Origin of the sequence: Streptomyces sp. NPDC060232, assembly GCF_042726555.1 — a bacterium.
Classification (GTDB): Bacteria; Actinomycetota; Actinomycetes; order Streptomycetales; family Streptomycetaceae; genus Streptomyces.
Window position 1 is genome coordinate 86,935 of record NZ_JBHXAG010000005.1, and the last position, 25,604, is coordinate 112,538.

The following is a 25,604-nucleotide window of genomic DNA, read 5'->3' on the forward strand; positions in this document are numbered from 1 at the left end:
GGACACCCGTGACGGTACGGGTGCGAAGAAGGAGCGGGTCGGTCCGGGCGGGGTGGTGACCTTGCAGGTCGCGGGCGTGAAGGGGATCCCGGCGAGCGGGGTGACGGCCGTGGTGATGAACGTGACCGCGGTCCAGCCGACCGAGGCAGGGCACGTGATGGTCTACCCGAACGGGCAGCCCACGCCCAAGGTGTCGAACCTCAACTTCGCGCCCGGGCAGATCGTGCCGAACCTGGTGACGGTGGCGGTGGTGAACGGGAAGGTCGACCTGCGCAACAACACCGGTTCGGTGGACCTGATCGCCGACGTGACGGGGTACTACACCGACCAGGCCGGTAGGGGCTCCGCGCTGAACCCGCTCACGCCCGCGCGGTTCCTGGACACCCGTGACGGTACGGGTGCGAAGAAGGAGCGGGTCGGTCCGGGCGGGGTGGTGACCTTGCAGGTCGCGGGCGTGAAGGGGATCCCGGCGAGTGGTGTTACTGCGGTGGTCATGAACGTGACCGCGGTCCAGCCGACCGAGGCGGGCCATGTAACGGTCTACCCGAACGGTCAGGCGGCGCCGGGCGTGTCGAACCTCAACTTCACGCCTGGGCAGATCGTCCCCAACCTGGTGACGGTGCCCGTGGTGAACGGCAAGGTGGACCTGCGCAACAACTCCGGTTCGGTGGACCTCATCGCCGACGTCACCGGCTACTACGCGGCAACCGGTTCCACGTTTGCCGCCGCGGGACCGGTTCGGCTGCTCGACACCCGCGACGGCACCGGCGCCCGGGCGGGTGCCGTGGGTCCCGGCGGTTCGGTGAGCCTCCAGGTGGCCGGGGTGGCGGGGGTACCCGCGCAGGGTGTGACCGCCGTCGTCCTGAACGTCACGGTCACGGGCCCCACCGACGCGGGCCACCTGATCGTCCACCCGCACGGCACCGGACGTCCGGGCGTGTCGAACCTCAACTACACGGCCGGGCAGACCGTCTCCAACCTGGTGGTCGTCCCCGTCGTGGACGGACGGGTGACGTTCTTCAACAACTCCGGCTCCGTCCACGTGATCGCCGACCTGAACGGCTACTTCACGTCCTGAGGATCCACGGCGAAGTGAGCACCGGGGCCCGCCCGATCGCACGATCGGGCGGGCCCCGCTTGTGTTATGTCAGGGCAGGTCAGAGGTACTGGGCGAAGTCGTCCAGGGTGCGCAGGATCTCCGGTTCGGTGGCGGAGGGGAGCTGGAGGACGACCTCCTCGATGCCGAGGTCGGCGTAGTGGGCGAGCTTGCCCGGGGTGGGCCGCACGGCGTACGGGACCACCTGGAGGGACTTCGGATCGCGCCCGGCGGTCTCCCAGACCTGGCGGAGCACCGGGAGGGAATCGGCCAGGCCGCCGCCGCCGATCGGAAGCCAGCCGTCGGCGTGGTCGGCGACGGCGGCGAACAGCTTCGGGCCGGCCGCGCCGCCGATGAGGGTGCGGGGGCCGTGCAGGGGGGAGCCGGGGCCGAGTTCGCGCGGGGCCTGGGCCGGCTTGGGGTGGGCGGTGCTGGCCTGGACGGAGCAGTACTGGCCCACGTACGCCGTCGGTTCCGGAGCCCACAGGGCGCGCATCAGGGCCATGCGGTCGCGCACCAGGTCGCGGCGGGTGCGCCACTCGACGCCGTGGTCGGCGGCCTCCTCGACGTTCCAGCCGTAGCCGATGCCCAGGGTGAAGCGGCCGCCGGAGAGATGGTCGAGGGTCGCGACCTGTTTCGCCAGGCCGATCGGGTCGTGCTGGGCGACCAGGGTGATGCCGGTGCCCAGGTGCAGGTGCTCGGTGACCGCGGCGGCCTGGCCGAGGGCGACGAAGGGGTCGAGGGTGCGGCCGTACATCTCGGGGAGTTCGCCGCCCATGGGGGCGGGGGTCTCGCGGGCGATGGGGATGTGGGTGTGCTCCGGCAGGTAGAGGCCCGAGAAGCCGCGTTCCTCCAGGCTGCGGGCGAGACGGACGGGGGAGACGGTGCGGTCGGTGAGGAAGACGGTCGTGGCGATCCGCATGTGTGCTGGCACCTCCGGCGGCCGGGACATGGGAACGCCACGGTACGGTCTGGCACTCTGATTGTTGAGGGGGCGTCAGGTCGCGGGGGTCACTGTCAGCCGCGCGGGTAGCGGGCGAGCCAGCCAGGGGAGGAGGCGGAGGGGCTGTGGAGGGTCGGCCCCTGGGTCATCTCCAGGGCGAAGTCGTCGCACAGTTCGAGGAGCGTGGCCCGGCCTTCGAGTTCGGCGAGCCAGGCGGGCGGGAGGGCGGTCTCGCCGTGGAGTGCGCCGAGCAGTGCGCCGCAGAGGGTGCCCGCGGCAGCGGAGTCGCCGCCGTGGTTGACAGCGAGGCGCAGGCCGTGGGCGACGTCCTCGGCGACGAGGGCGCAGTAGACGGCGACGGCGAGGGCGTCGGAGGCGTCGGGCGGGACGGGCGGGACGGAGGCGGCGGGCGTGACGGGCACGTCGGATGCGTCAGGCGTGACGGGGATGTCCGGCGCGTCGGGCGCGGCCTTGACGGGGCAGAGGGCTTCGACGGTGTCGGGGCCGGGCGGGCCCTGGGTGACCGCCGACATGGCGCGCTGGAGGGCGTCGGTGACGGGCTGGTGTCCGGGGCGGGCGCCCAGCAGTCCCAGGGTGCGTTGGACGGCGGCGTCGAGGGAGTCGCCGCGGGTCAGGCCGTGGACGATGACGGCGAGGGCGCCGGCCGAGAGGTGGGCGGTGGGATGGCCGTGGCTCTGCGCGGCACACTCGACGCTGAGCTGGAGGACGAGGGCGGGTTCCCAGCCGACCAGCAGCCCGAAGGGGGCCGAGCGGGCGGCGGCGGCCGCGCCGCGGGCGGCCGGGTTCTTGGGCCGGTCGAGGGTGGCGAGGACGTCGTCGCCGAAGCCGGTCAGGCAGGCGCGGTCGGGGTCGCGGCGGGCGTAGAGCCACTCCTCCCGCGCGAGCCAGCCGTTGTCCTCGCGGCGCTCGTCGGGACCCCAGTCGTGCTGGGTCGCCGCCCAGCGGCGGTACGCGCGGTGGACGTCGGTGGGCGGGTGCCAGGCGCCGGTGTCCCGGCGTACGTGGGCCCGTATCAGCCCGTCCACGGTGAAGAGGGTGAGCTGGGTGGCGGCGGTGATCCGGCCGCGGCGGCCGTGCGCGGCGGCGGGGCCGGTCAGCCCGTCGGGGCCGTGCGCCTCGCGGATGGCGTCGAGGGAGAGGCCGGTGAGGGGCGCGCCGAGGGCGTCGCCGAGCGCCGCGCCGAGGAGCGTGCCGCGGATGCGGCTGCGGAAGTCCTGCTGCTCGATCCGCCCCCAGAGGCCGGTGACGATCCCCTGCCCGAGCGTCCTGCCTCCCGCGGGTGGGGCGGGCCTGGGCGGCGCGGCCGCGGCTGTACGGGCGGCCGGGCCCGGGACCGGCGGCCCGTCCGGCTGGACCTGGCCCGCGGTCGGGGCCGGAGCGGACGCGCGAGCCGTGTGGGCGCTGCCGTTCGTGCCGTCGTTCGTACCGATCACGTCGTCCCCCCGGGCCGATGGCCGGCGTCCCTACCCGTGACCGCCGAGCATACGAAATCCGCACTGTAGTGGACAGGTTCGATCGGATCCGGAAGGGGTCCGCCCAGCGAATTGTTCCGGCCACCGCCGTGCCGGTGGGGAGGGGGACCACGCCGCGGACCCGGGGCGCGGCCCGGTCCGCGGCCCGGTCCGCGGACCCAGTCCGCCGCGCTCAGTCCAGTACCGGCAGCAGCTCCGGCAGGTGGCCGTCCGAGGCGCGGGCCGCCTGCTGTCGCTCCTGCGGCACCTCCCCGTACAGCGTCGTACGGGGCTTCGCGGGACGGCCCGCCGCCGCCGCGACCGCCACCAGGTCCTGGACCGACTTGTACGAGCCGTAACTCGACCCGGCCATCCGGGAGATGGTCTCCTCCATCAGCGTCCCGCCGAGGTCGTTCGCCCCGGAGCGGAGCATCTCCGCCGCGCCCTCCGCCCCCAGCTTCACCCAGCTCGTCTGGATGTTGGGGATGTGCGGGTGCAGCAGCAGCCGGGCCATCGCCGTCACCGCGCGGTTGTCGCGGACCGTCGGGCCGGGCCGGGAGATGCCCGCCAGGTACACGGGGGCGTTGGTGTGGATGAAGGGGAGCGTGACGAACTCCGTGAACCCGCCGGTCCGCTGCTGGATGCGGGCCAGCGTGCGGAAGTGGCCGAGCCAGTGCCGGGGCTGGTCCACGTGCCCGTACATCATCGTGGACGAGGAGCGGATCCCGAGCTCGTGCGCGGTGGTGACCACGTCGATCCAGTCCGCCGTCGGCAGCTTGCCCTTGGTCAGGACCCAGCGCACCTCGTCGTCCAGGATCTCCGCCGCCGTCCCGGGAATCGAGTCCAGGCCGGCCTCCTTGGCGGCCGTCAGCCAGTCCCGTACGGACATGCCCGTGCGCGTCGCGCCGTTGACGACCTCCATCGGCGAGAAGGCGTGCACGTGCATGTCCGGCACCCGCTGCTTGACCGCCCGCGCGATGTCGAAGTACGCGGTCCCCGGCAGGTCGGGGTGGATGCCGCCCTGCATGCACACCTCGACCGCGCCGACGTCCCAGGCCTGGGCGGCCCGGTCGGCGACCTGGTCGAGGGAGAGGGTGTAGGCGTCGGCGTCCGTACGGCGCTGCGCGAAGGCGCAGAAACGGCAGCCGGTGTAGCAGACGTTGGTGAAGTTGATGTTCCGCGTGACGATGTAGGTGACGTCGTCGCCGACGACCGACCGGCGCAGGTCGTCCGCGATCCGGCACAGGGCGTCGAGGGCCGGCCCGTCCGCGTGCAGCAGGGCGAGGGCCTGCGCGTCGGTGAGCTTCTCCGGGTCGTCGGCGGCCTGTGCGAGGGCGGTCCGTACGTCGGTGTCGATGCGCTCGGGGACCATGCCGGGCGCGGCCGCCTCGCGCAGGGCCTCCCAGTCGCCGTAGACGTGGTCGAAATCCTCGCGGCGGTCGGTGGTGCGGCCCTCGGTGTCGATGGCGGTGTGCAGGTCGGTGCGTCCGGTGCCGGTGCGCCCGTACGCGGCGAAGCCCTCGTCGGGCTCCTGCCAGGGCCGGCCCTCGACGGCCGCGGACTCGTCCGCCAGGCCGGTCTCGGCGTCGGCCAGCGCCCGTACGTGGGGCAGCAGCCGCGGGTCCAGCCAGGGCTCGCCGCGCTGGAGGAACTCCGGGTAGACGGTGAGGCGTTCGCGCAGCTCGAAACCGGCGGCGGCGGTCCGCGCGGCCAGCTCCTCGATGTGCGGCCAGGGGCGCTCGGGGTTGACGTGGTCGGGTGTCAGCGGGGAGACGCCGCCCCAGTCGTCGATGCCGGCGCCGATGAGCAGGGCGTACTCGGCGTCCACCAGGTTCGGCGGGGCCTGGATGCGGGCGCTCGGCCCCAGGATGTGGCGGGCGACGGCGATGGCCGCGGCCAGCTCCTCCAGCTCGGCGTCCGGCATGCCGCGCATGGCGGTGTCCGGCTTGGCGCGGAAGTTCTGGACGATGACTTCCTGGATGCCGTGGTAGCTGCGCTGGATGCGGCGCAGCTCGAAGAAGGCGTCGGCCCGCTCCTCGTAGGACTCGCCGATGCCGATCAGGACGCCGGTGGTGAAGGGGACGTTGGAGCGGCCCGCGTCCTCCAGCACGCGCAGCCGGACGGCCGGTTCCTTGTCGGGGGAGCCGTGGTGGGGGCCGCCGGGCTCGGACCACAGGCGGGTGGCGGTGGTCTCCAGCATCATGCCCATGGACGGGGCGACGGGCTTCAGACGCTGCAGCTCGGACCACGACATGACGCCGGGGTTGAGGTGCGGCAGCAGCCCCGTCTCCTCCAGGACCCGGATCGCCATGGCGCGGACGTACGCGAGGGTGTCGTCGTAGCCGTGCGCGTCGAGCCATTCGCGGGCCTCGGGCCAGCGGTCCTCGGGGCGGTCGCCGAGGGTGAAGAGGGCCTCCTTGCAGCCCATCGCCGCGCCCTTGCGCGCGATGTCGAGGACCTCGTCGGGGGACAGGTACATGCCGTGGCCGTCCCGGCGGAGCTTGCCGGGGACGGTGACGAAGGTGCAGTAGTGGCACTTGTCGCGGCAGAGGCGGGTGAGGGGGATGAAGACCTTGCGGGAGTACGTGACGACACCGGGCCGGCCGGCGGCGGCGAGCCCCGCGTCCCTGACGCGGGCGGCGGAGGCGGCGAGGTCGGTGAGGGCCTCGCCGCGCGCCTGGAGGAGTACGGCCGCCTCGGCCGCGTCGAGCGCGACGCCGTCTCGGGCCCGTCGCAGCGCGCGGCGCATCGCGTTTTCGGTCGGAGCGGCACTCGGAATGGTCATGCGGCGAGCATACGATCCGCCGACGCGCCGGTGGAGACCGTCATCTCATCAGCTCACCGGCGTTGACCAGCAACGATTGGCCGGTTATCGCCCGGGCGCGGTCGGAGGCGAGGAAGACGGCGGCGTCGGCGACATCCCCGTCGGTGGCGAGGTCGGGCAGGGCCATGCGCTCGGTGAGGCGGGCGTGCACCTCGGCTTCGGGGACGCCCTCGGTGTGGGCGGTGAAGGTGACGAAGGCCTGTACGGGCGGGCCCCACATCCAGCCGGGCAGCACGGTGTTGACGCGGATCCGGTACGGGCCGAGCTCGCGGGCCATGGAGTACATGGCGGAGGTCAGGGCCCCCTTGGAGGCGGCGTAGGCGGCCTGCTGCACCTCGTTGGGCGCGGCGACGGCGGACTGCGTCCCGATGATGACGACGGATCCGCCGTTCTCCTTGAGGGCGGGCAGGCAGGCCCGGGTCATGCGCAGGGTCCCCAGCAGGTTGACGTCGAGGATCTGCTGCCAGGTCCCGAAGTCGGCGTCCTCCAGCCCGCCGAAGTACGAGTCCCAGGCGGCGACGTGCACGACGGCGTCGACGCCCCCGAACCGCTCCACGGCCATGGCCGCGAGCGCCTCGCACTGCGCCTCGTCGCCGATGTCGGTCGGCCGGTGGGCGGTGTGGGCGCCGCCGGGGTCGATCTCGGCGGCGCACTTGGCGAGGTTCGCCTCGGTCCGCGCCCCGAGCACGGCGTTCCCGCCGTCCCGCACGACGGCGGCGGCCACCTGATGCCCGAGCCCGGCCCCGACGCCGGAGACGATGACGGTCTTCCCTCGCAACAGCACGACGTACCTCCAGGGGCGGGCGCGGCGAATCTGACGGTGCGTCAGGCTAGGGGTCCGCCGCGCCCATGGGAAGGGGCGGGGCTCGCCCCTGCGTGCGGGGGGCGGGTGTTGGGGGGATGATCGGGTGGGAAGCATCCTGGTGGGGACGATCCGCCGTGCCAGGACCCGGTCGGAGGACGTGAGGACCATGTCGCTCTCGCACCCTGTCGGCGTGCCCCCGCGCGCCCGGCTGTTCGCTCTGCTGGCGCTGGTCTGTGCGCTGGGCGCGGTGGTGGTGCTGGTGGCGGCCGGCGAGCGCGGCGGGCTGGTCGTCGTCGTGGTCGGGGTGGCCGGCGCGGCGCTCACCGCCATGGGTACCTGGTGGGTGGTCGCCCACCGTGGACCGGTCCGGCTGGCCGGGGCGGTGCTGGCCGTGGCCGCTCCCGTGGCCATCCTCGTCATCTACGCACGGGCCGACCTGTGGCCCACGGCGCTGGCCGCCATCGTGGTGTGGGCCGCCGCCGTGGTGTGCGCGCGGACGGCGCTGCGCGCCGCGCGGCCGCCCGCCGGCATGCGGGCGGTCCCCGCCGAACGCCCCCGCAACCCGGTGCTGATCATGAACCCGAAGTCCGGCGGCGGGAAGGTCGGCCTTTTCGGCCTCGTCGAGAAGGGCGAGGCGCTCGGCGCCCGCGTGGTGCTGCTGGACCCGGAGGTCGTGACGGACGTCGCCGCCCTCGCCCGCCGGGCGGTGGCCGAGGGGGCGGACCTGCTCGGGGTGGCGGGCGGCGACGGCACCCAGGCCCGGGTGGCCGAGGTGGCGGCCGAGCACGATCTGCCGTTCCTGGTGGTCTCCGCCGGTACCAGGAACCACTTCGCCATGGACCTCGGCCTGGACCGCGAGGACCCGGCCCGGTGCCTGGACGCGCTGGCGGACGGAGAGGAACTCAGGGTCGACCTGGGCTTCGCAGGGGGCCGCGCCTTCGTGAACACGGCCTCCTTCGGCGTCTACGCGGAGGTCGTGCAGCGGCCGGAGTACCGGGACGCCAAGGCGGACTCGGCGCTGAACGCCCTGCCCGACCTGCTGCTCGGGTACGCCGGACGCACCCTCGACGCGGCGACCGACGAGACGCGTCTGGAAGCCCAGCAGGCGCTGCTGATCAGCAACAACCCCTACTCGTCGCCCGAGCCGATGTCCGTCGGCGCCCGCCGGGCCCGCCTCGACCTCGGCGTGCTGGGCGTCGTCGGAATCCGGGTCGACAACGCCGCCCAGGCGGCCGACGTGGCGCTGCGCGGCGCACGGGCGGCGGGCCTGCACGTCCTGACCTCCCGGCAGGTCGTCATCAGGTCGGACGCCGAGAGCATCCCGGTCGCCGTCGACGGGGAGGCCCTGACCCTGCCCACGCCCGTCACCTGCTCCATCCGCCCGGGCGCCCTGCGCGTACTGGTGCCGAGGGAGCGTCCGGGCGCTCCGGCGGCCAGTCCGCCGATGCAGTGGCGCGACGTCCTCGCGCTGGCCTTCAACCGGCCTCGGCCGCGGTGACGGCGCAGGCGAGCGGAAGCGCCCGGGATGCCCGGCCCCTGGTACGGCGGCACAATGAGCCTTAGCCGGTGGTCCCGGTGAGCCTTACCGGTGGTCCCGGTGGTCCCGCTGGCCGTGGCGGATAGGAGACAGTCGTGAAGGACCTCAAGTTCGAGCAGAAGAGTTCCCTTTCACGTCTGGAGGCCGCCGATCAGCTCTCCGCCCTCGCGGAGGCACTGCGGCACGGCGGCAACGCCGAACTGGAACTCGGCCCCGGCACGATGAGCCTGCGGATCCCCGACGAACTGCATACCGAGATCGAGGTCGAGGTCGGCGACGGGGAGATCGAGATGGAGATCGAGCTCAAGTGGCCCACCACCGCCTCGCGGTCCGGGGCCGCGTCATAGTGGCCGCGGGCGGCCCGGAGGAGGCCCGGGAGGAGGCCCCCGCGGGGGTCCCGGAGGTCCCGGAGCGGGCCCCCGAGGCCCCGGGGACGCCACCGGAGCCGGCATCGACGATCCCGCCGGGGGCAGGCCCGGAGCCGGCAACGAGGACGGCCCCCACGTCTGCCCCGAAGAAGGGCCGGGCGCGGCTTCCGGAGGAGGATGCAGAGGGGGGCGCGGCGGGGCACGGAGGGCACATCCGCGGCGACTACGCCGGTGCGGTCTACGGTTCCCTGCTCGCCGCCTCCGTCGTCGTCGGCGCCGGCACGCTCGGCGCGTTCCCACGCCTGCAGCTCATCGCGCTGCTGCTGGGCACCGGCGTGGTGTTCTGGGCCGCGCACGTCTTCGCCCGCCTCTTCGGCGCCCGCATGGCGGGCCGGCTCAGCTGGAGAGTGATCCGCCGCACCTCCCGGGAGGAACGCCCGATCATCGAGGCGGCCGTCCCGCCGGCCCTCGCCGTGGCCATCAGCCCCCTGTTCGGCCTCGGCCCGCAGGGCATCGCGTGGCTGGCCCTGCTGGTCGCCCTGGCAGGCCAGGTCGGCTGGGCGACCGTGGCCGCGAAACGCGCCGGCGCCTCGCGCCGCCTCATGGCGGTCGCCGGCATCGTCAACCTCCTCCTCGGGCTGGTCATCGTGCTGCTCAAGGTCGGTCTCCAGCACTGAGGCCCCGCGAGGCGCCACGGCCGCCACCCGCGGCCCGCCGTACCGCCCCCGCCGCCCGCCGCCGTCCGCCTGCCGCCCCGCGCTGCTCGCTGCCCCGCTGCCCGCCGTGCCGCCGCCTGCCCTGCCGCTGCCCGCTGCCCGCTGCCCGCTGCCCGCCGTCCCGCCGCCCGCCGTCCCGCCCCCGCCGTGCCGCCGTGCCGCCGTCCGCCGTGCCGCCGCCGGCCGTCCGCCGTACCGCCGTACTACGCTGCCGTCCCGCCGTACTCCGCCAGCGCCGCGCCGAGGCGGCCGACCCCCTCGGCGATCTCCCGCGGGGTGTGCGTGGTGAAGGACAGGCGCAGCGTGCGGGGGTCCGGGCTGCCCGTGTGGAAGGGGGCTCCCGGGACGTACGCGACGCCGTGCCCGACGGCCGTGCCCAGCAGGGCCGTCGCGTCGTGGCCCTCCGGGAGCCGGGCCCACACGAACATGCCGCCCTCGGGCAGGTTCCAGTCGCAGTCCGCCGACAGGGTCCGGCTCAGGGCGTCCTGCAGGGCGTCGCGCCGCTCGCGGTACGCGCCGCGCACGGCGGCTATGTGCGCGTCCAGGTCCGCGGTCGCGAGGTAGTGCGCCGCGGCCAGCTGGTCCACCGTGGAGGTGTGCAGGTCCGCCGCCTGCTTCGCGACCACCGCGGCCCGCAGGAGCGCCGCCGGCGCACGCAGCCAGCCCAGCCGCAGCCCCGGCGCCATGATCTTCGAGAAGCTGCCGAGCAGGGCCGTACGGTCCTCCGCGCCCGGGTGGGCGGCGAGCCACGGGAGGTCGTCGCCCTCGTAGCGCAGGTCACCGTACGGATCGTCCTCCACCAGCCACAGCCCCAGGCGGGCCGCGACCTCCGCGACCGCCGCCCGGCGGGCGGCCGGCAGGGTGCGCCCCGTCGGGTTCTGGAAGGTGGGGATCGTGTAGAGCAGCTTCGGCCGCTCCCGCGCGACGAGTTCCGCCAGCGCGTCCGGCAGCACGCCCTCGCCGTCGCAGGGCACGGCCACCACCCGCGCCCCCGCCAGGCCGAAGCACTGGAGCGCGGCGAGGTAGGTGGGGTTCTCGACCAGCACCACGTCGCCCGGCTCGATCAGAGCCGCGGTGATGAGGGCGAGGGCCTGCTGCGAGCCGGAGGTGACGAGTACGTCGTCCGCGCCGGTCGGCAGCCCGCGCGCCGTGGCCCGCGCCGCGACGGCCGCGCGGAACTCCGGGGCGCCTTCGGTGGTCGAGTACTGGAGCGCGCGGCGCGCCGACAGCGCGAACGCGGCGTCGTACGCGGCGCGCAGGCCCTCGGTGTCGAAGAGCTCGGGCGCCGGAAGGCCGCCGGCGAAGGAGATGATCCCGGGCCGCTGGGTGAGCGCGAGGATCTCGCGTACGGGGGAGCCCTCGACCGAGGTGGCACGGGCGGCGAACGCGGGCGGGGCCGCGACGGTGGCGCCAGTGGTGGTGGCGCCAGCGGCGGTGGTGGAAGCGGGCACGGGGGCTCCTCCGGGAGACGGGTGCGCGCATCGTAGCGAGGAAAAGTTGTAGACGACATGTATGTGTCAGGGGGTGGACGCCCCGTCCCGCCGCCCTCCGACTCCGCCCGGCCCCTCCCGATCTGACGCCACATCAGCTAGACCGTTCCCATGACGACAGCAGAGCAGGACCCGCAGCAGGACACCGGCACCCGCGTCGAGGACTACGCCGCGCTGGCGGCCGTCGGCCCGTACGGCGTCCGCCCCGGCCATGCGCTGATCACGATGGTGGAGCCGCACCCGGGCCACGAGTACGCGTACAACCGCTGGTACGAGGACGACCACTACTACGCCGGCGCCATGGCCATGCCCTGGATGTACGCGGGCCGCCGCTGGGTGGCCACCCGCGAGCTCCAGGAGCTGCGCTACCCCGAGAAGTCGGCCGTCGCCCAGCCGGTCACCGCCGGCTGCTACATCTCGACGTACTGGGTCACCGAGGGCCGCTACGACGAGCACATGAAGTGGACCGTCGGCATCAACAAGCGGCTCAACCGCGACGGGCGCGTCTACCAGGACCGGACCCACGTCTTCACGGCCTTCCAGGACCACGCGGCCACCGTCTACCGCGACGGCGCCGCCGGCCCGCGGGACTGTCACGCGCTCGACCACCCGTACGCCGGACTGGTGGTGCAGGTGGTCGACGCCGACGGCCCCGCGCAGCGGGCCGAGTTGCTGGAGTGGCTGCGCTCACGCGCCCTGCCGAGGCGGCTGCACGGCTCCCCGGCGGCGATGGTGACGGTCTTCCGGCCGACACCGCTGCCCGGTGACCGGATGGCGTACGTCAAGCAGGTGGAGGGGGTCGACACGCGCCTCACGCTGCTGTGGTTCCTGGAGGAGGACCCCCGGGCCTGCTGGGACCGCTTCCAGGGGCTGGACGCGGAGGTCGCGGAGGCGGGCCTGGGGCGGGTGGAACTCGTGGCTCCGTTCATCCCGACGGTGCCGGGGACGGACCGATACGTCGACCAGTTGCGCTGACAGGCCGACCTGTTGGCCGACCGGCAGACCGTCGGCTGGCCGACTGACGGCCGACTGACGGCCGACTGACGGCCGGCTGGTCGCCGTCTGAATGGCTGGCCGGCTGTGCCGCCGGCCCGGAGGCGGGCATGGCCGAGCCCCCTCGGCCAAGACGGCGGATCGGTCGAGAGGGCTCCAGTCGGGACGGTCGGGACGCGTCGTGATCTTCAGGCGAGGCGTCCCAGCCGGCCTTCGGTGACGTCGGTGACGAACGAGGTCCACGAGCCGGGCGCGAACGTGAGGGACGGGCCGTCCTGCACCTTCGAGTCACGCACGGCGATCGTCTCCATGACGGGGGACTTGACCTCGACGCAGGCGCCGTTGGCGGAGTAGGAGGACTTGACCCAGTTGTCGTTGGCGCCCTGGCGAATAGCCATGTTTCTCTCCGGTGAGCGAGTAGTTCGGTGTCTTGTCGGCCATTTCCGGCTGACGTGATCGACGCTACCCGCAGCTCCTGACGGGTGAAGGAAGCATTCACCCGACCGAGTGGCATATTCCATTCAAGCCTTCTGTGGCTGGGGATCGACGGTGTACGGTGCCGCCCCCGATCCCGCCTGCCCCTTGCGTCACAGGACTATTCGCCTTTGTCCGCATATTCGTTGATGATCCCCAGAATGAACTCACGTGTCTGGTCGACGCCCAGCGCCTGGGCGCGCAGGTGCTCGTACATCACGCTGTACTTCTGGACGTCGTTGGCCTTCTCCAGGTACAGGTCGCTCGTCACGCCCTCGATGTAGACGACCGTCGAGTCGGACGCGTCCGGGAACTCCAGGATCGCGTACTGGCCGTTCACGCCGGGGTGCGCGCCCAGCTCGAAGGGCATCACCTGCACCGTGACGTGCGGCTGCTCCGACTGCTCTATCAGGTACCCCAGCTGTCGGATCATCAGTTGGGTGTCGCCCACGTGCCGGCGCAGCGCCGCCTCGTCGATGACCGCCCACAGGCGCAGCGGGCCGAGCTCCGGGTTGTTGTTCTCGGTCTCGGAGAGCCGCTTCTGGCGGTGCATCCGGACCTGGACGCGCTTGTCCACGTCGGCCGGGGCGGTCTCCGGCCACGCGCCGCGGACAAGGGCCTGGGCGTACTCCGTGGTCTGGAGCAGCCCGGGGATCACCAGGGGCTCGTACGTGCGCAGGCTGGCGGCGTCCGTCTCCAGCCCGATGTAGACGCTGTACGGGATGTCGCCGAAGGCGTGCCACCAGCCCTGCTGGCGGGAGTCCTTCGCCATCTGCATGAGGGAGTCGATGAGCCGGCGGTCCTCGACCTCGTACACGTCGCACAGGTCGCGGACGTCGCGCTGGCTGATGGAACGGCGGCCGTTCTCCAGTCGGCTGATCTTCGACTGGGAGACGAGGAGGCGTTCGGCGACCTGTTCGGCCGTCATGCCCTTGTCCTCGCGGAGCTTGCGCAGCTCCATTCCCAGTCGGCGGCGTCGGACGGTGGGATTGACATTGGACGCCACGTGAACGGCACCTCCGCCTTCTTCTGTAGTGCAGCTGTCTCTCTGCGTGGCTGATGTTCAGCAGACTGCCACCGAAGCGGGCGGCGCCGCTGGGGAACGGCAGGGAAAACACAGACGCGCGGGGCGGCGGAGCCGGAGGACCGGCCCCGTCACCCCGCGCGCTGGCGGCTCGGTGCGGTGGTGCGGTGGAGCTGTGGAACGGTCGAGCGGTGGAACGGGGGACCCGGGATCTGCCCGGGCCGCACCGGGGGTGGATCAGTGCGCGGCCACGCGGGCCATCGCACCCGTGCGACGCGGCTGCAGCGGCATGCCGCCCGCCGTGGGCCGGGCCGGCGGCGCCGGTGGGCGGTCCCGGCGCGGCTGTGCTGCCACACCGTTCTGGACGTCCATCACGGCGTGCGCCACGAGTCCGCCCATCGGGTCGTGCCTGATCAGATCCCGCAGCCGGGACCTGGACGAGCGCCCCTCGTTGCCGGGGTACAGGTGCTTGCCGAGTCCGACCGCGTGGGCCAGCGCGGCGAGCGCCGCGGTCCGCGGGTCCGGCGGTACGCCGGTGCGGATCGCACTGTCGAGCCGGGCTCGGATCTCCCGGCTGATCTCCGTGTCCGTCGCCTGGTAGCGAGTCGTCGGCAACACCCCGCACATCTGTCCCGCGACGGCATGGACCATGCCGCAGCGCTCAAGGTGCGCGAGGTAAATCTGACGAAGCCCCAGCCGGGGTCCGCCGATCCAGTGGACGGCCCGTACCGGGCTGCCGCGCCTGCGCAGCAGTTCCAGTGCGGAGTCCAGAGTCGGATCTCCTGTCGGCCGTGGCATCACCACGGCGATACGATCCCCATCAGGGGCTATCCGTCCTGCCAGAGCCAGCTCCACTAGCTGTGCCCCGGCCAGGCCGAGGTCGAGCGACTGCGGCTGCGCCGTGGTACCCGTGGCCGGGTCCAAGGCGAGCAACAGAAGCTCCTCCGGAATTGTTCTGCGGCTCCTGCCCATCCATGCCTCCCCGCGTGGATGAGTGACAGGGTGACGCCTCTCACATTCATCTGTCGAGAGCGCGTGGCCGCTTTGTGGGGGAACCCGCAGCTATGTCGTTCTCGTCTAGCACGGGGGCGATGCTCCCGAGACGGGACACTGTTAGACATTCGGACAGCCGAACGTGGCGGCGATGAGGAGGAGCGGTGGCGGGCGAGTCCCCCGACAAGTCGGTAGATGAAGAAACGCCGGGGGCGGCGGAGTCGTCCGCGGAGCGCGACCCGAGGCTGTCGGTGTTCCGGCCGAGGGAATCCGATGACGGTGCCGTGGTCGCCCGTAAGGGCGAAAGCGGGGCCGAGGCGGATGCCGGGGCCGACGGCGGTGCGGCTGAATCCGATGCCGATGCCGATGCCGATGCCGATGCCGATGCCGGGGTCGGGGTCGGCGGGCGGGATGCGCTGCGCGAGGCGGTGGCGGCATGGGTCGCCACCACGGAGGAGCCCGCTTCCGGCTCCGCCGATGCGGCTGCCGCGGGCGCGTACCGTTCGCCGGCCGAACCCGCCAGGCTCCCCACCGCGTCCCCGACGACCGCCCCCGGTTCCGCCCCCGATTCCGCCTCCGGCGAGTCGAAGCCCGCGGCTGCGGACAGCGACCGCCCCGGCTCCGGCCGGGTGGGCTCCGCCGGCGCGGACAGGACGTCCGGCGAGGCTGCCGGGCGTCCCGCTGCGCCCCGCGCGGCCGGTTTCACTTCCGGCGGGCCGCAGCCCGCTGCGGCGGACAGCGACCGCGCTGGCTCCGCCGCTGAGGGCGAGTCCTCGGGTGAGACCGCCAGGCGTTCCGCTGCGTCCGGCGCGACCGGTTCCGTTTTCGGTGCGCCGAAGCCGGCTGCGGCGGACAGCGACCGCACCGGCTCCGCTGGCGCGGGTAAGTCGTCGGCCGAGGCTGGCGGGCGTCGCGCTGCGTCCCGCGTGGGCGGTTCCGCTTCGGGCGAGTCGCAGTCCGCAGCCGCCAGTTCGGCGGGCGAGGCCTCGGAGCAGGCTGCCGGGCGTCCTGCTGCGTCCGGCGCGGCCGGTTCCGCTTCCGGTGCGTCGATGCCGGCTGCGGCGGACAGCGACCGCACCGGCTCCGCTCGCGCGGGTAAGTCGTCGGCCGAGGCTGGCGGGCGTCCCGCTGCGTCCCGCGTGGGCGGTTCCGCTTCCGGCCAGTCGAAGCCCGCTGTCCTGGACAGGGACCGGACCGGCTCCGCCGGTGCGGGGCAGCCTTCGGCCGAGGGCGGCGGGCGTTCCGCTGCGTCCGGCGCGGCCGGTTCCGCTTTCGGTGCGCCCAAGCCGGCTGCGGCGGACAGCGACCGCACCGGCTCCGCTCGCGCGGACAGGGCGTCCGGCGAGGCTGGCGGGCGTCCCGCTGCGTCCCGTGCGGGCGGTTCCGCTTCCAGCGAGGGGCAGTCCGCGGCCGAGGACAGTGAGCGCACCGCCGTCTTCCGTGCCGTGAAGCCCGGGTCCGCCGGGGCCGGTGGGGGCACGCCGTCGGCTGCCACCGGGCAGAAGCCTGCGGAGGCTCCCGCCGCCGAGTCGGCCGGCAGTGAGCGCACCGCGGTGTTCCGCGCCGTGAAGCCCGGGTCCGGTGAGGCCGGGTCCGGTGAGGCGAAGTCCCGAGGTGTGCGGCTGCCGAAGGGGCCGGCTCCGGCCGCGCCCTCGAAGCCCGCTGCCGACGAACCCGCGGACAGTGAGCGCACCGCCGTCTTCCGCGCGGTGAAGCCGGGGACGGGCGGGGCCGCCGGGAACGGTTCCGGCGAGCCGAAGGGGCAGGCGGCGGACAGCGAGCGCACCGCCGTGTTCCGCGTGCCGAAGGTGGATGCGCTCAAGCCCGACAGCGGGGAGAAGCAGAAGCCGACGCCCGCCGCGAGGCCGAGTACCGCTTCCACTTCCGCTCCGGATTCCACGTCCGCTCCGGCCGACGAGGCCGCCGCCGACAGCGAGCGCACCGCCGTCTTCCGCGCCCCGAAGCCGGAGGCGCCGCGGCCCGACGCGCCCAAGGCCAGCACCTTCGTGCCGCTGCGCGCCGACGGCGGGGCGCCGAAGGCCCCGGTACCGCAGGCCCCGCCGGCACCGGGCTCCGCGGCGGCGACCACCACCGAGCGGCTCAACGACCGGAGTGAGCGGACCACCCAGCAGCCGCTGCCTCCCAAGCCTCCGCTCGACATGCTGGCGGACCTCACGAACAACCCGCCCCCGCCGCCGAGCCCCCTGCGCACCGCCGTCCGCCGGATCAAGATCTACGCGCCGCTCGTCGTGCTCCTGGCGGTCATCCTGGCCGTCGTGCAGCTGGTACGCCCACTGCCCGAGCCGAAGCTCGTGATGACCGCGAAGTCCTCGTACACCTTCGAGGGCGCCGCGCCGCAGCTGCCCTGGCCCACCGAGGGGCAGGCGTACATGGCGGCCGCCGGCCTCGGCACGCTCGGCCAGTCCGGCGAGCAGAAGCCGGTGCCGATCGCGAGCGTCACCAAGTCGATGACGGCGTACATCATCCTGCGCGACCACCCCATAAAGAAGGGTGAGCAGGGCGCGATGATCGACGTCGACAAGACGGCCGAGACCGAAGGCAAGAAGAACAACTCGACCGACAACGAGTCCACCCTCGACACGGTCAAGGAGGGCGACAAGATCTCCGAGTACGACGCGATCGCCGCCCTCATGATCCCGTCGGCCAACAACATCGCGCGGCTGCTCGCGCGCTGGGACTCCGGTTCCCAGGAGGCGTTCGTCAAGAAGATGAACGACACCGCCAAGGAACTCGGCATGACCAACACCACGTACACGGACCCCTCGGGTCTGGACGCGACCACGGTCAGCACCGCCGAGGACCAGGTGAAGCTGGGCCTGAAGCTGGTCGAGATCGAGACACTGCTCGACATCACCAAGAAGCCGAACTGGGTCGACCCGTCCGGCAAGAACTGGCGCAACTGGAACGGCCTGACCGGCCCCAGCGGCGCGCTCGGCATCAAGACCGGTACGACGACCAAGGCGGGCGGAAATCTCCTCTTCGCCGCGCAGAAGAAGATCGGCAACACCAACCAGCTGATCGTCGGAGCCGTCCTCGGCCAGCACAAGCCGTCGATCATCGACACCGTGCTCGCCGCGAGCAAGCAGCTGATGACCGCCACGCAGAAGTCCCTCGACGGCGCGATCGTCGTGAAGAAGGGCCAGGTCGTGGGGTACGTCGACGACGGGCTCGGCGGCCGGACGCCGGTCGTCGCCACCGCCGACGTGCAGGCGATCGGGTGGGCCTCGCTCACCGTGGACGTGAAGCTCGCGGACGGCGGCGGCAAGGTGCCGCAGACCGCGAAGGCCGGTACCGAGGTCGGCCTGCTGACCGTCGGCGAGGGCGCCAGTCAGGTCAAGGTGCCGGTGGCGCTGCAGAGCGACCTGGCCTCGCCGGGCATCGGCAGCAAGCTGACCCGCATCGGCTGACCCGCATCGGCTGACGCGGCAGTCGGTGAGAGCGCTGTTCCGGCGCCCCGGGCAACCCCGGGGCGCCGGTGCGCGTCTAGTGCTGTGTGACCGCCAAGGTTCACCGGGTCACGGCGCCCGGCACGGCGCCTCGCCGCGTTGTCGGACCACGCCCGTACGTCCGGTACGCGCCGTGGCCCTCCGTCTTGCGATGCTTCCCCTCGGCCCTGTGGGCCTGGGGAGACCCCATGCGCCGAACACCGCGACCCGGCAAACCTTTCCGGCCACAGCACGAGCGAGTGTCCGCCAAGGTGCGACCGACGCCCGGGCGGCCAGGCGGCCAGGCGGCCGGGCGGCCAGGCGCCCGGGGGGCACCTCGGCGAGACTTTGACGGCAGGGTGGACCCGGGACGCGCAGATGCGTCCCGGTGCGGATCCATGTGTGGGGAGTGTGGCAGTGACCACCGCTGAGCAGCAGGGCCGGCGCCAGGCAGCCATCCCGTCGGCCGACGGTGGCGGCCCGGGCCGTGGCGCCGACCCCCTGCCGCCGCAACAGGGGGACCAGGAGCCGCAGCAACCGCGGGAGTCGCAGGGACAGCCGGAGGGGCAGCCAGAGCCGCACGAGACGCCCCCTCGGCGCATCCGCATCCGCATCCGCACCCGCGCCCTCGATCCGCTCCGCCGGCACCCGGTGGCCGTCGCCACCCTGTTCGCCGCAGTCCTGCACGTCGTCTGGTTCTTCATCTTCGCCAACAGCGGCGGCGACCTCGCCGCGCAGGACGCCTGGGCCGAGTTCGTGGGCCGGCATCCGGACTCGGCGTACAACCTCGCCTGGTACGGCGGCATGCACCCCGTCTCGTACAGCGTGGTCTCGCCGTACCTCATGCACATGCTCGGTGTGCGGACCACGATGATGATCGCGGGCACTGTCTCGGCCGGGCTGCTCGCCCTGATCCTGACCCGCTGCCGCGGGGCCGTGCGGGAGCCGGTGTGGCCCGCTCTGGCCGGGGTGTACGGGCTGTTCTGCAACGCGCTGTCGGGCCGGGTGACCTTCGGGCTCGGCGCGATGTTCGCGCTCGGCGCGGTCGCGGCGGTCTTCTGCTGGCCCCGCAAGTGGGCGTACCGCCGCTGGGCCAAGGCCGCGGTGGCGGCCCCGCTCGCCGGGATCGCGACCGCCGCCAGCCCGGTCGCGGGCCTCTTCCTCGGGGTGATCGCGGCCGCGCTGTTCCTGAGCCGTCGGCGCCCGGGTGCGTACGCCCTGGGGCTGGCCCCGGTGGCCGTGGTCGGGCTGTCGGCCTGGCTCTTCCCGTTCTCCGGTACGCAGCCGATGAAGATCGGTTCGGCCGGGCTGCCGTTCCTGTTCGGGCTGCTGATCTTCTTCCTGGTGCCGCGGCGCTGGAAGACGGTCCGGATCGCCGCCTCGGTCTACTCCCTCGGGGTCTTCCTGACCTGGGTGATCGACTCCCAGGTCGGCTCGAACGTCACCAGGATGGTGATGCTGTTCGGCGGCGCCGTGCTGCTCGCGGCCCTCCCGTACGAGGTCCCGCGGTCGCGGCGCTGGTACGGGGTGCTGCTCGCGTTCGTCGGCCTGAACGCCTGGATCACCACCAACAGCATCACGGACATCGTCCGCACCACCCCGGTGGCCGCCTGGAACCGGGAGCTGGCCCCGCTCGTGGACCAGCTCCGGAAGGCGGGCGCCGACCGCGGCCGGGTCGAGGTGGTTCCCGTCAGCAGCCACCGCGAGTCCTCCGCCTTCCCCTCGTACGTGAACCTCGCGCGCGGCTGGAACCGGCAGGCCGACCTGGAGCGCAACCCGCTCTTCTACGACGACACGCTCACCGCCGACAGCTACCGGGCCTGGCTGGAGCGCTGGGCCGTGCACTACGTGGTGCTGCCGGCCGACAAGCCCGATTCGGGCGGTGAGGACGAGGCGAAGCTGGTGCGGGCGGGGCTGCCGTACCTCCAGCAGGTGTGGGGCGACGCGAACTGGCGGCTCTTCAAGGTCGACGATCCGACGAACCTGGTGTCGGGGCCCGCGACCGTGGTGCGGGCGGGCGCCGACCAGCTCGTCGTCGACGTCAGGCAGGCCGGCCGGGTGCTGGTGCGTATCCCGCACTCGCCGTGGCTGGGGCTGGTGGACGGGGCCGGCAAGCCGGTGCCGCCGCCGCAGGAGACCGTGGACTCGAAGGCGCGGGGGGCCGTGCCGAAGGAGTTCGCGAACACCGCCGGATGCCTGTTCAAGGCGCTGCCGGACGCCGAGGGAGACGTGTGGACGGAGCTGCTGGTCCCGGCGCCGGGGGAGTACCGGGTGGCGGCGAAGTACCAGCTGCCGCGGGGCACGCCCTGCCCCGAGGAGGTCATCCAGGCGACGGTGGGGCTGCCGGAGAGCCCGGCCCCGGCGACCGGCTCGACTCCCTGACCAGGAGACCGGATTTCTTTACGTTCCGGTCCGGGTGCGTTGCTCCGTATATATGCATACGATCCCAGTAGTCCGATTGGGTGCTTCCTGAGGGAGTTGACGACGGGATGAACAAAGAGCAGAAGCGGGACGTCCGGGCGGCCATCGCAAAGGCGCAGGAGGCGGCCGCGCAGCCGCCGCGCTCCCCGGGTCACGGCTTCGACGGTCCTGTGCGGAGCAAGGTCAAGGGCGGACTGCACACGAAGGCCGATCTCAAGCGGGCCGGCACTCCGCAGGGCGACCGCATCGGCGAACGCAGCAGTGGCCTGAGCTGATCCCTCGCGGGAAGGCGCATCCGTGGTGGCGCGGCCCTTCCGGCTCCGGCCGGGAGGGCTTCGTGCGCCCTCACGCCCTTCCGACGCCACACACGCTTCCGGTTCCACGTCCGTTTCGGGTCCGCTGCCCGTCCGTTTCCGATGCCGCTCCGATGCCGTTTGCGGTTCCGCTCCGGTTCCGCTTCCGGTCGCGTTCCTGGCGGCGTCCTGCTTGCGTCTTTGGCGGAGGCCGAAACCGGCGCGGACACCCGCCGACGAGCCCGGGCCCGATCTGGCTGGATCTCGCGGGATCCGGCCGGATCCCGCCGGTCGCCCGCCCGGGCGGGCGCATTACCGTGACCTGACCATGAACGAAATGCAGCGCAGAGCGCGGCTGCGGCCGCGCCCGCGGCTGCCCGCCTGGACCTCGACCCTGACCTGGAAGGCCACGGTCTTCATCACCCTGATGTGCTGCGGGCTCGCCGCCCTGCTCGGCTGCCTCGTGCACGGCGCCATGACCCGCCAGACCGTGGGCACGGCGCGCGAGAAGGCGCTCCTGAAGCTGGAGCGGTCCATCGAGGCGTACGAGGACGGCGCGCGCATGCCGCGCGGCGAGGGCATCGAACCCTCGGGCCTGCCCCCGGAGCTGCGCGCCCTCGCGCTCGACGGGAAGCGCGGCACGGCCGTCGGCAGGCACCGCGGGCGTCCCGTGATGTGGGCGGCCGCGCCCGCCGAGCACGGCAGCGCGATCGCCGTGTTCGTGGACTTCCGCGGGGCCGAGCGCACCATCGCCGATCTCGACCGGGCCATCCTCGGCTCCTCGGGCCTCGCCATCGGCGTCACCCTCCTCATCGGCGCGGTCGGCGTCACCCGGATCACCCGGCGCCTGCACGTGACCGCGCAGGTGGCCCGCCGGATCAGCGCCGGCGACCTGGACGCCCGGGTCGGCGACAAGCCCCGCAACAAGGACGAGGTCGCGGCGGTCTCCCGGGCCCTGGACACCATGGCCTCGTCCCTCCAGGGCAAGCTGGAGGCGGAACAGCGGTTCACGGCGGACGTCGCCCACGAGCTCCGCACCCCGCTGACCGGCCTGAACGCGGCCGCCGAGCTCCTGCCGCCGGGCCGCCCGGCCGAACTCGTACGAGACCGGGTGCAGGCGATGCGCTCGCTCACCGAGGATCTGCTGGAGATCTCCCGGCTGGAGACGCGCAGCGAACGCGTGGAGCTGGACTCGTACGACCTGGCCGACCTGGCGGCCCGTACGATCCGCGCGTCCGGCACCGACACCGCCCTGAGGGTGCTTGCCTCCCCGCGCGTGGAGACCGACCGGCGCCGCCTGGAGCGGATCCTGGGCAATCTCGTCGCCAACGCGCACAGCCACGGCGCCGCCCCGGTCACGGTCACGGTGGACGGCCCGGTCCTGACGGTGACCGACGCGGGGCCGGGCTATCCGGAGTACCTGATCACGACCGGCCCGCAGCGTTTCCGCACGGAGGGCACGAACAAGGGCCACGGGCTGGGCCTGACCATCGCCGTCGGCCAGGCGCGGGCCCTCGGCGCCACCCTCGCCTTCCGCAACCGGGCGGAGGGCGGCGCCGAGGCCCGCGTCGTGCTCCCGGGCCCGGCGTCGCCCCCGGCGACCGATCCCGTCCCCGACCGGGACGCCCGCCGGGACGCACCTGCGACCCCCGGCCCCTGCACACGCCGCGCCCGCTGAAGCCCCGTACCACGCGAAGAGGACCCCCTGCCGTTCACCGGCGGGGGGTCCTCGACTGTGCCCTCGGCAGGATTCGAACCTGCGACACCGGCTTTAGGAGAGCCGTGCTCTATCCCCTGAGCTACGAAGGCGGGGATCTGTGGGAAAACGTGTAGGAAATCGGGGTGAACCCCGCGATGCCAGACACGTCGTCCCAGGATCTTGCGCGGTGCACAGCCAGGGCTGCGCACCGGCGCCAGTGTAGCGGGTGGGGACCGTAGGTTGCTGTCGGATTAGGGGGATGTGATCTTGCGGCGGCGCGGTGGGGCCCGGGGCCCGCAGCGAGCTCCGCTGGCGGGACCGCGTCGGCCGCAGCGCGGTCAGGCGGATGGGCCCGCAGCCGTGGCGAGGGAGATGGAGTTGATCATCCAGGCGAAGCCGAGGTAGACGAGGAGGGCTGCCTGCGCTCCGTACGCGGGGACACGATTGTCGCGGTGCGAGTAGTCGAGTGTGCAGTTTCCTGATTCGCTGTCCTGGCGGAAACCGAGAAGCCTGTCGCCGTAGTCGGTGTTCGGGGGTACTTGGCGCAGATGCTCGGTCCTGTTGAACTTCTTTCGTTTGGTTCTAGGGTCGATCCTCTGGTCTGTCTGTGTCTCGTATACGGGGATGCGCTCGGTGTGCGCTCCGTGGCGGCACGGGATTTCTACTCTGTGGTAGAAGCGCCAGGTATTTCCGGAGCGCACTTCGAGTTCCCGGACGGGTAGCGGCGAGTACATCGTTTTCCCGTTGACGGTGATCTGCCGCTCGCAGGCACGGCCGGCTGTGGCGTAGATGTCGTGGGTGCAGTCCTGGTAGTGGAATCGCTCGAGTGGGTGCGGCTTGATGCCATCGTGCTGTCTGGTGAAGACGATGATTCCCCGGCGGACGAGTCCGGTCCGGTGGACGCCTCGCCATGCGGTGTCGAAGCTGGCGGCGATGACGCCAGGGGCGCGGTCGATGATCTCGTGGGCGAGGCGGAGGGCTACGGAGGCCTCCTCCTCCCTGTCCGGATCTTCTTCGGGCGAGCGGTGGCGTGCGCTGTCGACGTTCAGGAACCAGCGGCTGTGGGGCTTCCCGGCGACGCGGGTGGAGAAGGCGACCAGCTTCTTACCGTAGATGCTGTTTCCGTCTCCTTCTGTCTGGATCCCAGCGTCCGGGTCAACGCGATGCCTCCGGATTTCTCCGGTCTTTTTGTCGACGCTGAACTCTTCGGTCTGGTCGGAAGGGGGACGGACTACGGTGCCGTCGCCGTTGATGACCTGGCTTCGATCAGGGCGAAGCCAGCTTCCACGGGGTCTCTCCTCGGAAAGGAGTCCCTGTGCGATCGCCTGGCGGATCCACGTGTCCCTTGAGATTTCCCGGAGCCGGGGCAAAGCTCGGATCATCTTCGGCTGGAAGTCCATCCAGTGGTGGCGCTCGGGCCCGGTTTCGGGAAGCAAGTCGGCCTCCTTGTCCCCCAGGCAGTGGCGCACACCTTCGACGACGATTTTCCACACGGAGCCGAGGCGCAAATTCGCCTCGACAGATCGGGCACTGCTGAAGATCGAGATGGCGGCAACGAAGATGAGGTAGATGTACGGCGGGTAGTGCGCAGGCCGGCTGGCGTTGCCGGAGGTCTTCCGCGGGAAGACCTCCGCGGCCACCTCGTACAGGGCTGGGTTGGCCACGAGGAACGCCAGCCGCTCGAGGTCCGGGATGTTGCGGGCCTCGGCTCCTTTGGGCTCGGGCTGGAAGCCGACGGGACTGAGTGCATCCTGCGGGACGGCGCCGAGGATCCAGTCCGGTTCCTTCTTCCTCGGCTTTCCCTCCCTCCCCGGATTGGTCCGGGCGCGCTTGGAAGCATTGGCCGGCATGCGCCGACTGGGGGCCGCAGGGTTCACAGGATGCCGTCCTCGGTGGTGAGGGGGCGCCACTGGTAGTCGGCGAGTTGCGCGGCCCGGTCAAGGGACGACAGCCCGAAGCGCAGCGCGACGTCAGCGATCTGGCCGGTGTCGTCGAGGACCTTCCCGGCGAGCCAGCTGGAGACGTCGCGTGGTCTTGCGGATTTGCCATCGGGAGCGGTTCCGCTGCTGCGAACGATCTCACCGAACGCCGTGCAGACACTGGCCTGCCTGCGGTAAGCGGGGGAATTCGCGATCGTGGCCAGGGCGCGTGGGGCGCCACACTGCGCGGTCAGGCTGCTGATGAAGTCCGTGCGCAGACGCAGCACTTCGCGAGCCCAGTCATCATCGAGGGGGCAGTAGCGGGCGGTGACATGCGTGGCACCCAGCGCCCACACCCGGGTGTGCCCAAAGTCGAGGTCAGTGGTGCTGGTGAAACCGATCTCGCTGGTGTGCAGCCCGGACAGAAGGAGCCCGAGGACGGCGGCGTGCCGTGTCTGAGGCATGCCCCGTTCAGAGTGGAAGCGCAGCGCGTCGATGTCGCTGTCGGACAGGACGCCGGTGGGACGTCGTGCGGAACGGGGGATGGGCGGCAGGTCGAGCAACGGGGCCCGGGTGGTCAGGCCGAGCCGGCGTGCTTCCACGAAGAGGGCGTCGACGCCAGCCTTTCGGCCCCGGCGCGTGCTTTCGGCCGGGACGGGAACCATCCGTCCGTGGCGGTCGTGGCCGGGGGCGTCGATGAACCCCCGAGCGACGTTGTCGCTGATGTCGTCCAGGCGGGTGAGCGCAAGGGCCGTGGCGTACAGCAGGAGCCGTTCAGAGGTGGTGATGTAGGACTCGGCGGTCTGGGGGCTGAGGGTGCCGGCCCGTGTTCGCAGGTCCCATTCGTGGACGACTTTACGGAGGGCAGCGCGGAGGGTGGCCCTAGCCATGCGGGCCTCCAGCGGGGTGGCCGGGCCCTGACCACGACGTACTCATGATCACGGTATTCGCGGAAAAGTATGGGGAGCGCGGTTCAGTCGCGCTACGGTGGTTGATGGCTCTCGCCTTGGGTGAGGGCACGCCAAAGCCCCTCTCTCGCGGGCGTATGCCTCGCGGGGAAGTGTCGGGTTGCGGTGGGGGGTCCGGAGGCG

General features: G+C 72.6%; 18 protein-coding genes, 1 tRNA gene and 1 pseudogene. 9 read left to right on the forward strand and 11 right to left on the reverse strand.

All coding sequences use genetic code 11. The features are described 5' to 3' along the window. Positions 1-1,078, forward strand: a pseudogene (locus tag ACFWFZ_RS10310) (hypothetical protein); the annotation flags it as partial. Positions 1,079-1,157: 79 nt separating this feature from the next. Here the strand turns inward: ACFWFZ_RS10310 and ACFWFZ_RS10315 are convergent. The 4 genes from ACFWFZ_RS10315 to ACFWFZ_RS10330 form a co-directional block, all read right to left on the reverse strand. Beyond that, entirely contained in the window at positions 1,158-2,018 is an 861-nt protein-coding gene (locus ACFWFZ_RS10315; RefSeq protein ID WP_387119456.1) for a TIGR03619 family F420-dependent LLM class oxidoreductase, read from the reverse strand. 95 nt (positions 2,019-2,113) lie between these two features. Continuing rightward, positions 2,114-3,310 (reverse strand): ADP-ribosylglycohydrolase family protein, encoded by a 1,197-nt coding sequence (locus ACFWFZ_RS10320; RefSeq protein ID WP_387119953.1) that lies wholly within the window; start codon positions 3,308-3,310, stop codon positions 2,114-2,116. Positions 3,311-3,704: 394 nt separating this feature from the next. Then, the gene (locus ACFWFZ_RS10325) at positions 3,705-6,296 is read right to left on the reverse strand and encodes a bifunctional FO biosynthesis protein CofGH (RefSeq protein WP_387119459.1); all 2,592 of its coding nucleotides are present in this window, start codon (positions 6,294-6,296) and stop codon (positions 3,705-3,707) included. A gap of 40 nt (positions 6,297-6,336) precedes the next feature. Then, a complete protein-coding gene (locus ACFWFZ_RS10330) occupies positions 6,337-7,119 on the reverse strand; it encodes an SDR family oxidoreductase (RefSeq protein WP_387119462.1) in 783 nt (260 codons plus the stop codon). Between the two features lie 187 nt (positions 7,120-7,306). Here ACFWFZ_RS10330 and ACFWFZ_RS10335 point away from each other — a divergent pair, with 187 nt between their 5' ends. The 3 genes from ACFWFZ_RS10335 to ACFWFZ_RS10345 all read left to right on the forward strand — a co-directional run bounded on the left by ACFWFZ_RS10335 (position 7,307) and on the right by ACFWFZ_RS10345 (position 9,722). Then, a complete protein-coding gene (locus tag ACFWFZ_RS10335; protein ID WP_387119465.1) occupies positions 7,307-8,638 on the forward strand; it encodes a diacylglycerol/lipid kinase family protein in 1,332 nt (443 codons plus the stop codon). A gap of 134 nt (positions 8,639-8,772) precedes the next feature. Further along, positions 8,773-9,024: an amphi-Trp domain-containing protein gene (locus ACFWFZ_RS10340; RefSeq protein ID WP_387119468.1), complete on the forward strand. Its 252-nt coding sequence runs from the start codon at positions 8,773-8,775 to the stop codon at positions 9,022-9,024. Between the two features lie 233 nt (positions 9,025-9,257). Further along, positions 9,258-9,722, forward strand: coding sequence for a hypothetical protein (locus ACFWFZ_RS10345; protein ID WP_387119956.1), 465 nt, complete (start codon positions 9,258-9,260; stop codon positions 9,720-9,722). A gap of 242 nt (positions 9,723-9,964) precedes the next feature. Here ACFWFZ_RS10345 and ACFWFZ_RS10350 read toward each other — a convergent pair whose 3' ends face one another. After that, the gene (locus tag ACFWFZ_RS10350) at positions 9,965-11,212 is read right to left on the reverse strand and encodes a PLP-dependent aminotransferase family protein (protein ID WP_387119471.1); all 1,248 of its coding nucleotides are present in this window, start codon (positions 11,210-11,212) and stop codon (positions 9,965-9,967) included. 150 nt (positions 11,213-11,362) lie between these two features. Between ACFWFZ_RS10350 and ACFWFZ_RS10355 the strand changes: the two genes are divergently transcribed. Then, positions 11,363-12,226, forward strand: a complete 864-nt coding sequence (locus tag ACFWFZ_RS10355) for a hypothetical protein (protein WP_387119474.1) — start codon at positions 11,363-11,365, stop codon at positions 12,224-12,226. Positions 12,227-12,432: 206 nt separating this feature from the next. Here the strand turns inward: ACFWFZ_RS10355 and ACFWFZ_RS10360 are convergent, their stop codons facing one another. The 3 genes from ACFWFZ_RS10360 to ACFWFZ_RS10370 form a co-directional block, all read right to left on the reverse strand. Then, the gene (locus tag ACFWFZ_RS10360) at positions 12,433-12,642 is read right to left on the reverse strand and encodes a DUF397 domain-containing protein (RefSeq protein WP_387119477.1); all 210 of its coding nucleotides are present in this window, start codon (positions 12,640-12,642) and stop codon (positions 12,433-12,435) included. A gap of 197 nt (positions 12,643-12,839) precedes the next feature. Next, positions 12,840-13,724: a helix-turn-helix domain-containing protein gene (locus ACFWFZ_RS10365; protein WP_387119480.1), complete on the reverse strand. Its 885-nt coding sequence runs from the start codon at positions 13,722-13,724 to the stop codon at positions 12,840-12,842. Positions 13,725-13,979: 255 nt separating this feature from the next. Then, a complete protein-coding gene (locus ACFWFZ_RS10370; protein ID WP_387119483.1) occupies positions 13,980-14,714 on the reverse strand; it encodes a GPP34 family phosphoprotein in 735 nt (244 codons plus the stop codon). A 1,466-nt stretch (positions 14,715-16,180) separates the two neighbouring features. Between ACFWFZ_RS10370 and ACFWFZ_RS10375 the strand changes: the two genes are divergently transcribed. The 4 genes from ACFWFZ_RS10375 (at position 16,181) to ACFWFZ_RS10390 (ending at position 22,573) form a co-directional block, all read left to right on the forward strand. Next, entirely contained in the window at positions 16,181-18,163 is a 1,983-nt protein-coding gene (locus ACFWFZ_RS10375; RefSeq protein WP_387119486.1) for a hypothetical protein, read from the forward strand. 435 nt (positions 18,164-18,598) lie between these two features. Beyond that, entirely contained in the window at positions 18,599-20,563 is a 1,965-nt protein-coding gene (locus tag ACFWFZ_RS10380) for an MFS transporter (RefSeq protein ID WP_387119489.1), read from the forward strand. Positions 20,564-20,670: 107 nt separating this feature from the next. Continuing rightward, entirely contained in the window at positions 20,671-20,877 is a 207-nt protein-coding gene (locus ACFWFZ_RS10385; RefSeq protein WP_387119492.1) for a hypothetical protein, read from the forward strand. Between the two features lie 355 nt (positions 20,878-21,232). Then, positions 21,233-22,573, forward strand: coding sequence for an ATP-binding protein (locus ACFWFZ_RS10390; RefSeq protein ID WP_387119959.1), 1,341 nt, complete (start codon positions 21,233-21,235; stop codon positions 22,571-22,573). A 58-nt stretch (positions 22,574-22,631) separates the two neighbouring features. Here ACFWFZ_RS10390 and ACFWFZ_RS10395 read toward each other — a convergent pair. From ACFWFZ_RS10395 to ACFWFZ_RS10405, 3 genes are all read right to left on the reverse strand, one after another. After that, positions 22,632-22,704: transfer RNA gene (locus ACFWFZ_RS10395), tRNA-Arg, on the reverse strand. A gap of 228 nt (positions 22,705-22,932) precedes the next feature. Further along, a complete protein-coding gene (locus ACFWFZ_RS10400) occupies positions 22,933-24,444 on the reverse strand; it encodes a hypothetical protein (RefSeq protein ID WP_387119495.1) in 1,512 nt (503 codons plus the stop codon). A gap of 23 nt (positions 24,445-24,467) precedes the next feature. Beyond that, positions 24,468-25,403 carry a hypothetical protein gene (locus ACFWFZ_RS10405; protein WP_387119498.1) on the reverse strand — a complete coding sequence of 312 codons (936 nt, stop codon included), beginning with the start codon at positions 25,401-25,403 and terminating at the stop codon, positions 24,468-24,470. Positions 25,404-25,604 lie beyond the last annotated feature (201 nt).

Excerpts from the sequence above, each read along its gene's own strand:
- ACFWFZ_RS10315 (WP_387119456.1), bottom strand. The coding sequence starts at position 2,018 with ATGCGGATCGCCACGACCGTCTTCCTCACCGACCGCACCGTCTCCCCC.
- ACFWFZ_RS10325 (WP_387119459.1), bottom strand. The coding sequence starts at position 6,296 with ATGACCATTCCGAGTGCCGCTCCGACCGAAAACGCGATGCGCCGCGCG.
- ACFWFZ_RS10335 (WP_387119465.1), top strand. The coding sequence starts at position 7,307 with ATGTCGCTCTCGCACCCTGTCGGCGTGCCCCCGCGCGCCCGGCTGTTC.
- ACFWFZ_RS10355 (WP_387119474.1), top strand. The coding sequence starts at position 11,363 with ATGACGACAGCAGAGCAGGACCCGCAGCAGGACACCGGCACCCGCGTC.
- ACFWFZ_RS10360 (WP_387119477.1), bottom strand. The coding sequence starts at position 12,642 with ATGGCTATTCGCCAGGGCGCCAACGACAACTGGGTCAAGTCCTCCTAC.
- ACFWFZ_RS10370 (WP_387119483.1), bottom strand. The coding sequence starts at position 14,714 with ATGGGCAGGAGCCGCAGAACAATTCCGGAGGAGCTTCTGTTGCTCGCC.
- ACFWFZ_RS10385 (WP_387119492.1), top strand. The coding sequence starts at position 20,671 with ATGAACAAAGAGCAGAAGCGGGACGTCCGGGCGGCCATCGCAAAGGCG.
- ACFWFZ_RS10390 (WP_387119959.1), top strand. The coding sequence starts at position 21,233 with ATGCAGCGCAGAGCGCGGCTGCGGCCGCGCCCGCGGCTGCCCGCCTGG.
- ACFWFZ_RS10400 (WP_387119495.1), bottom strand. The coding sequence starts at position 24,444 with ATGCCGGCCAATGCTTCCAAGCGCGCCCGGACCAATCCGGGGAGGGAG.
- ACFWFZ_RS10405 (WP_387119498.1), bottom strand. The coding sequence starts at position 25,403 with ATGGCTAGGGCCACCCTCCGCGCTGCCCTCCGTAAAGTCGTCCACGAA.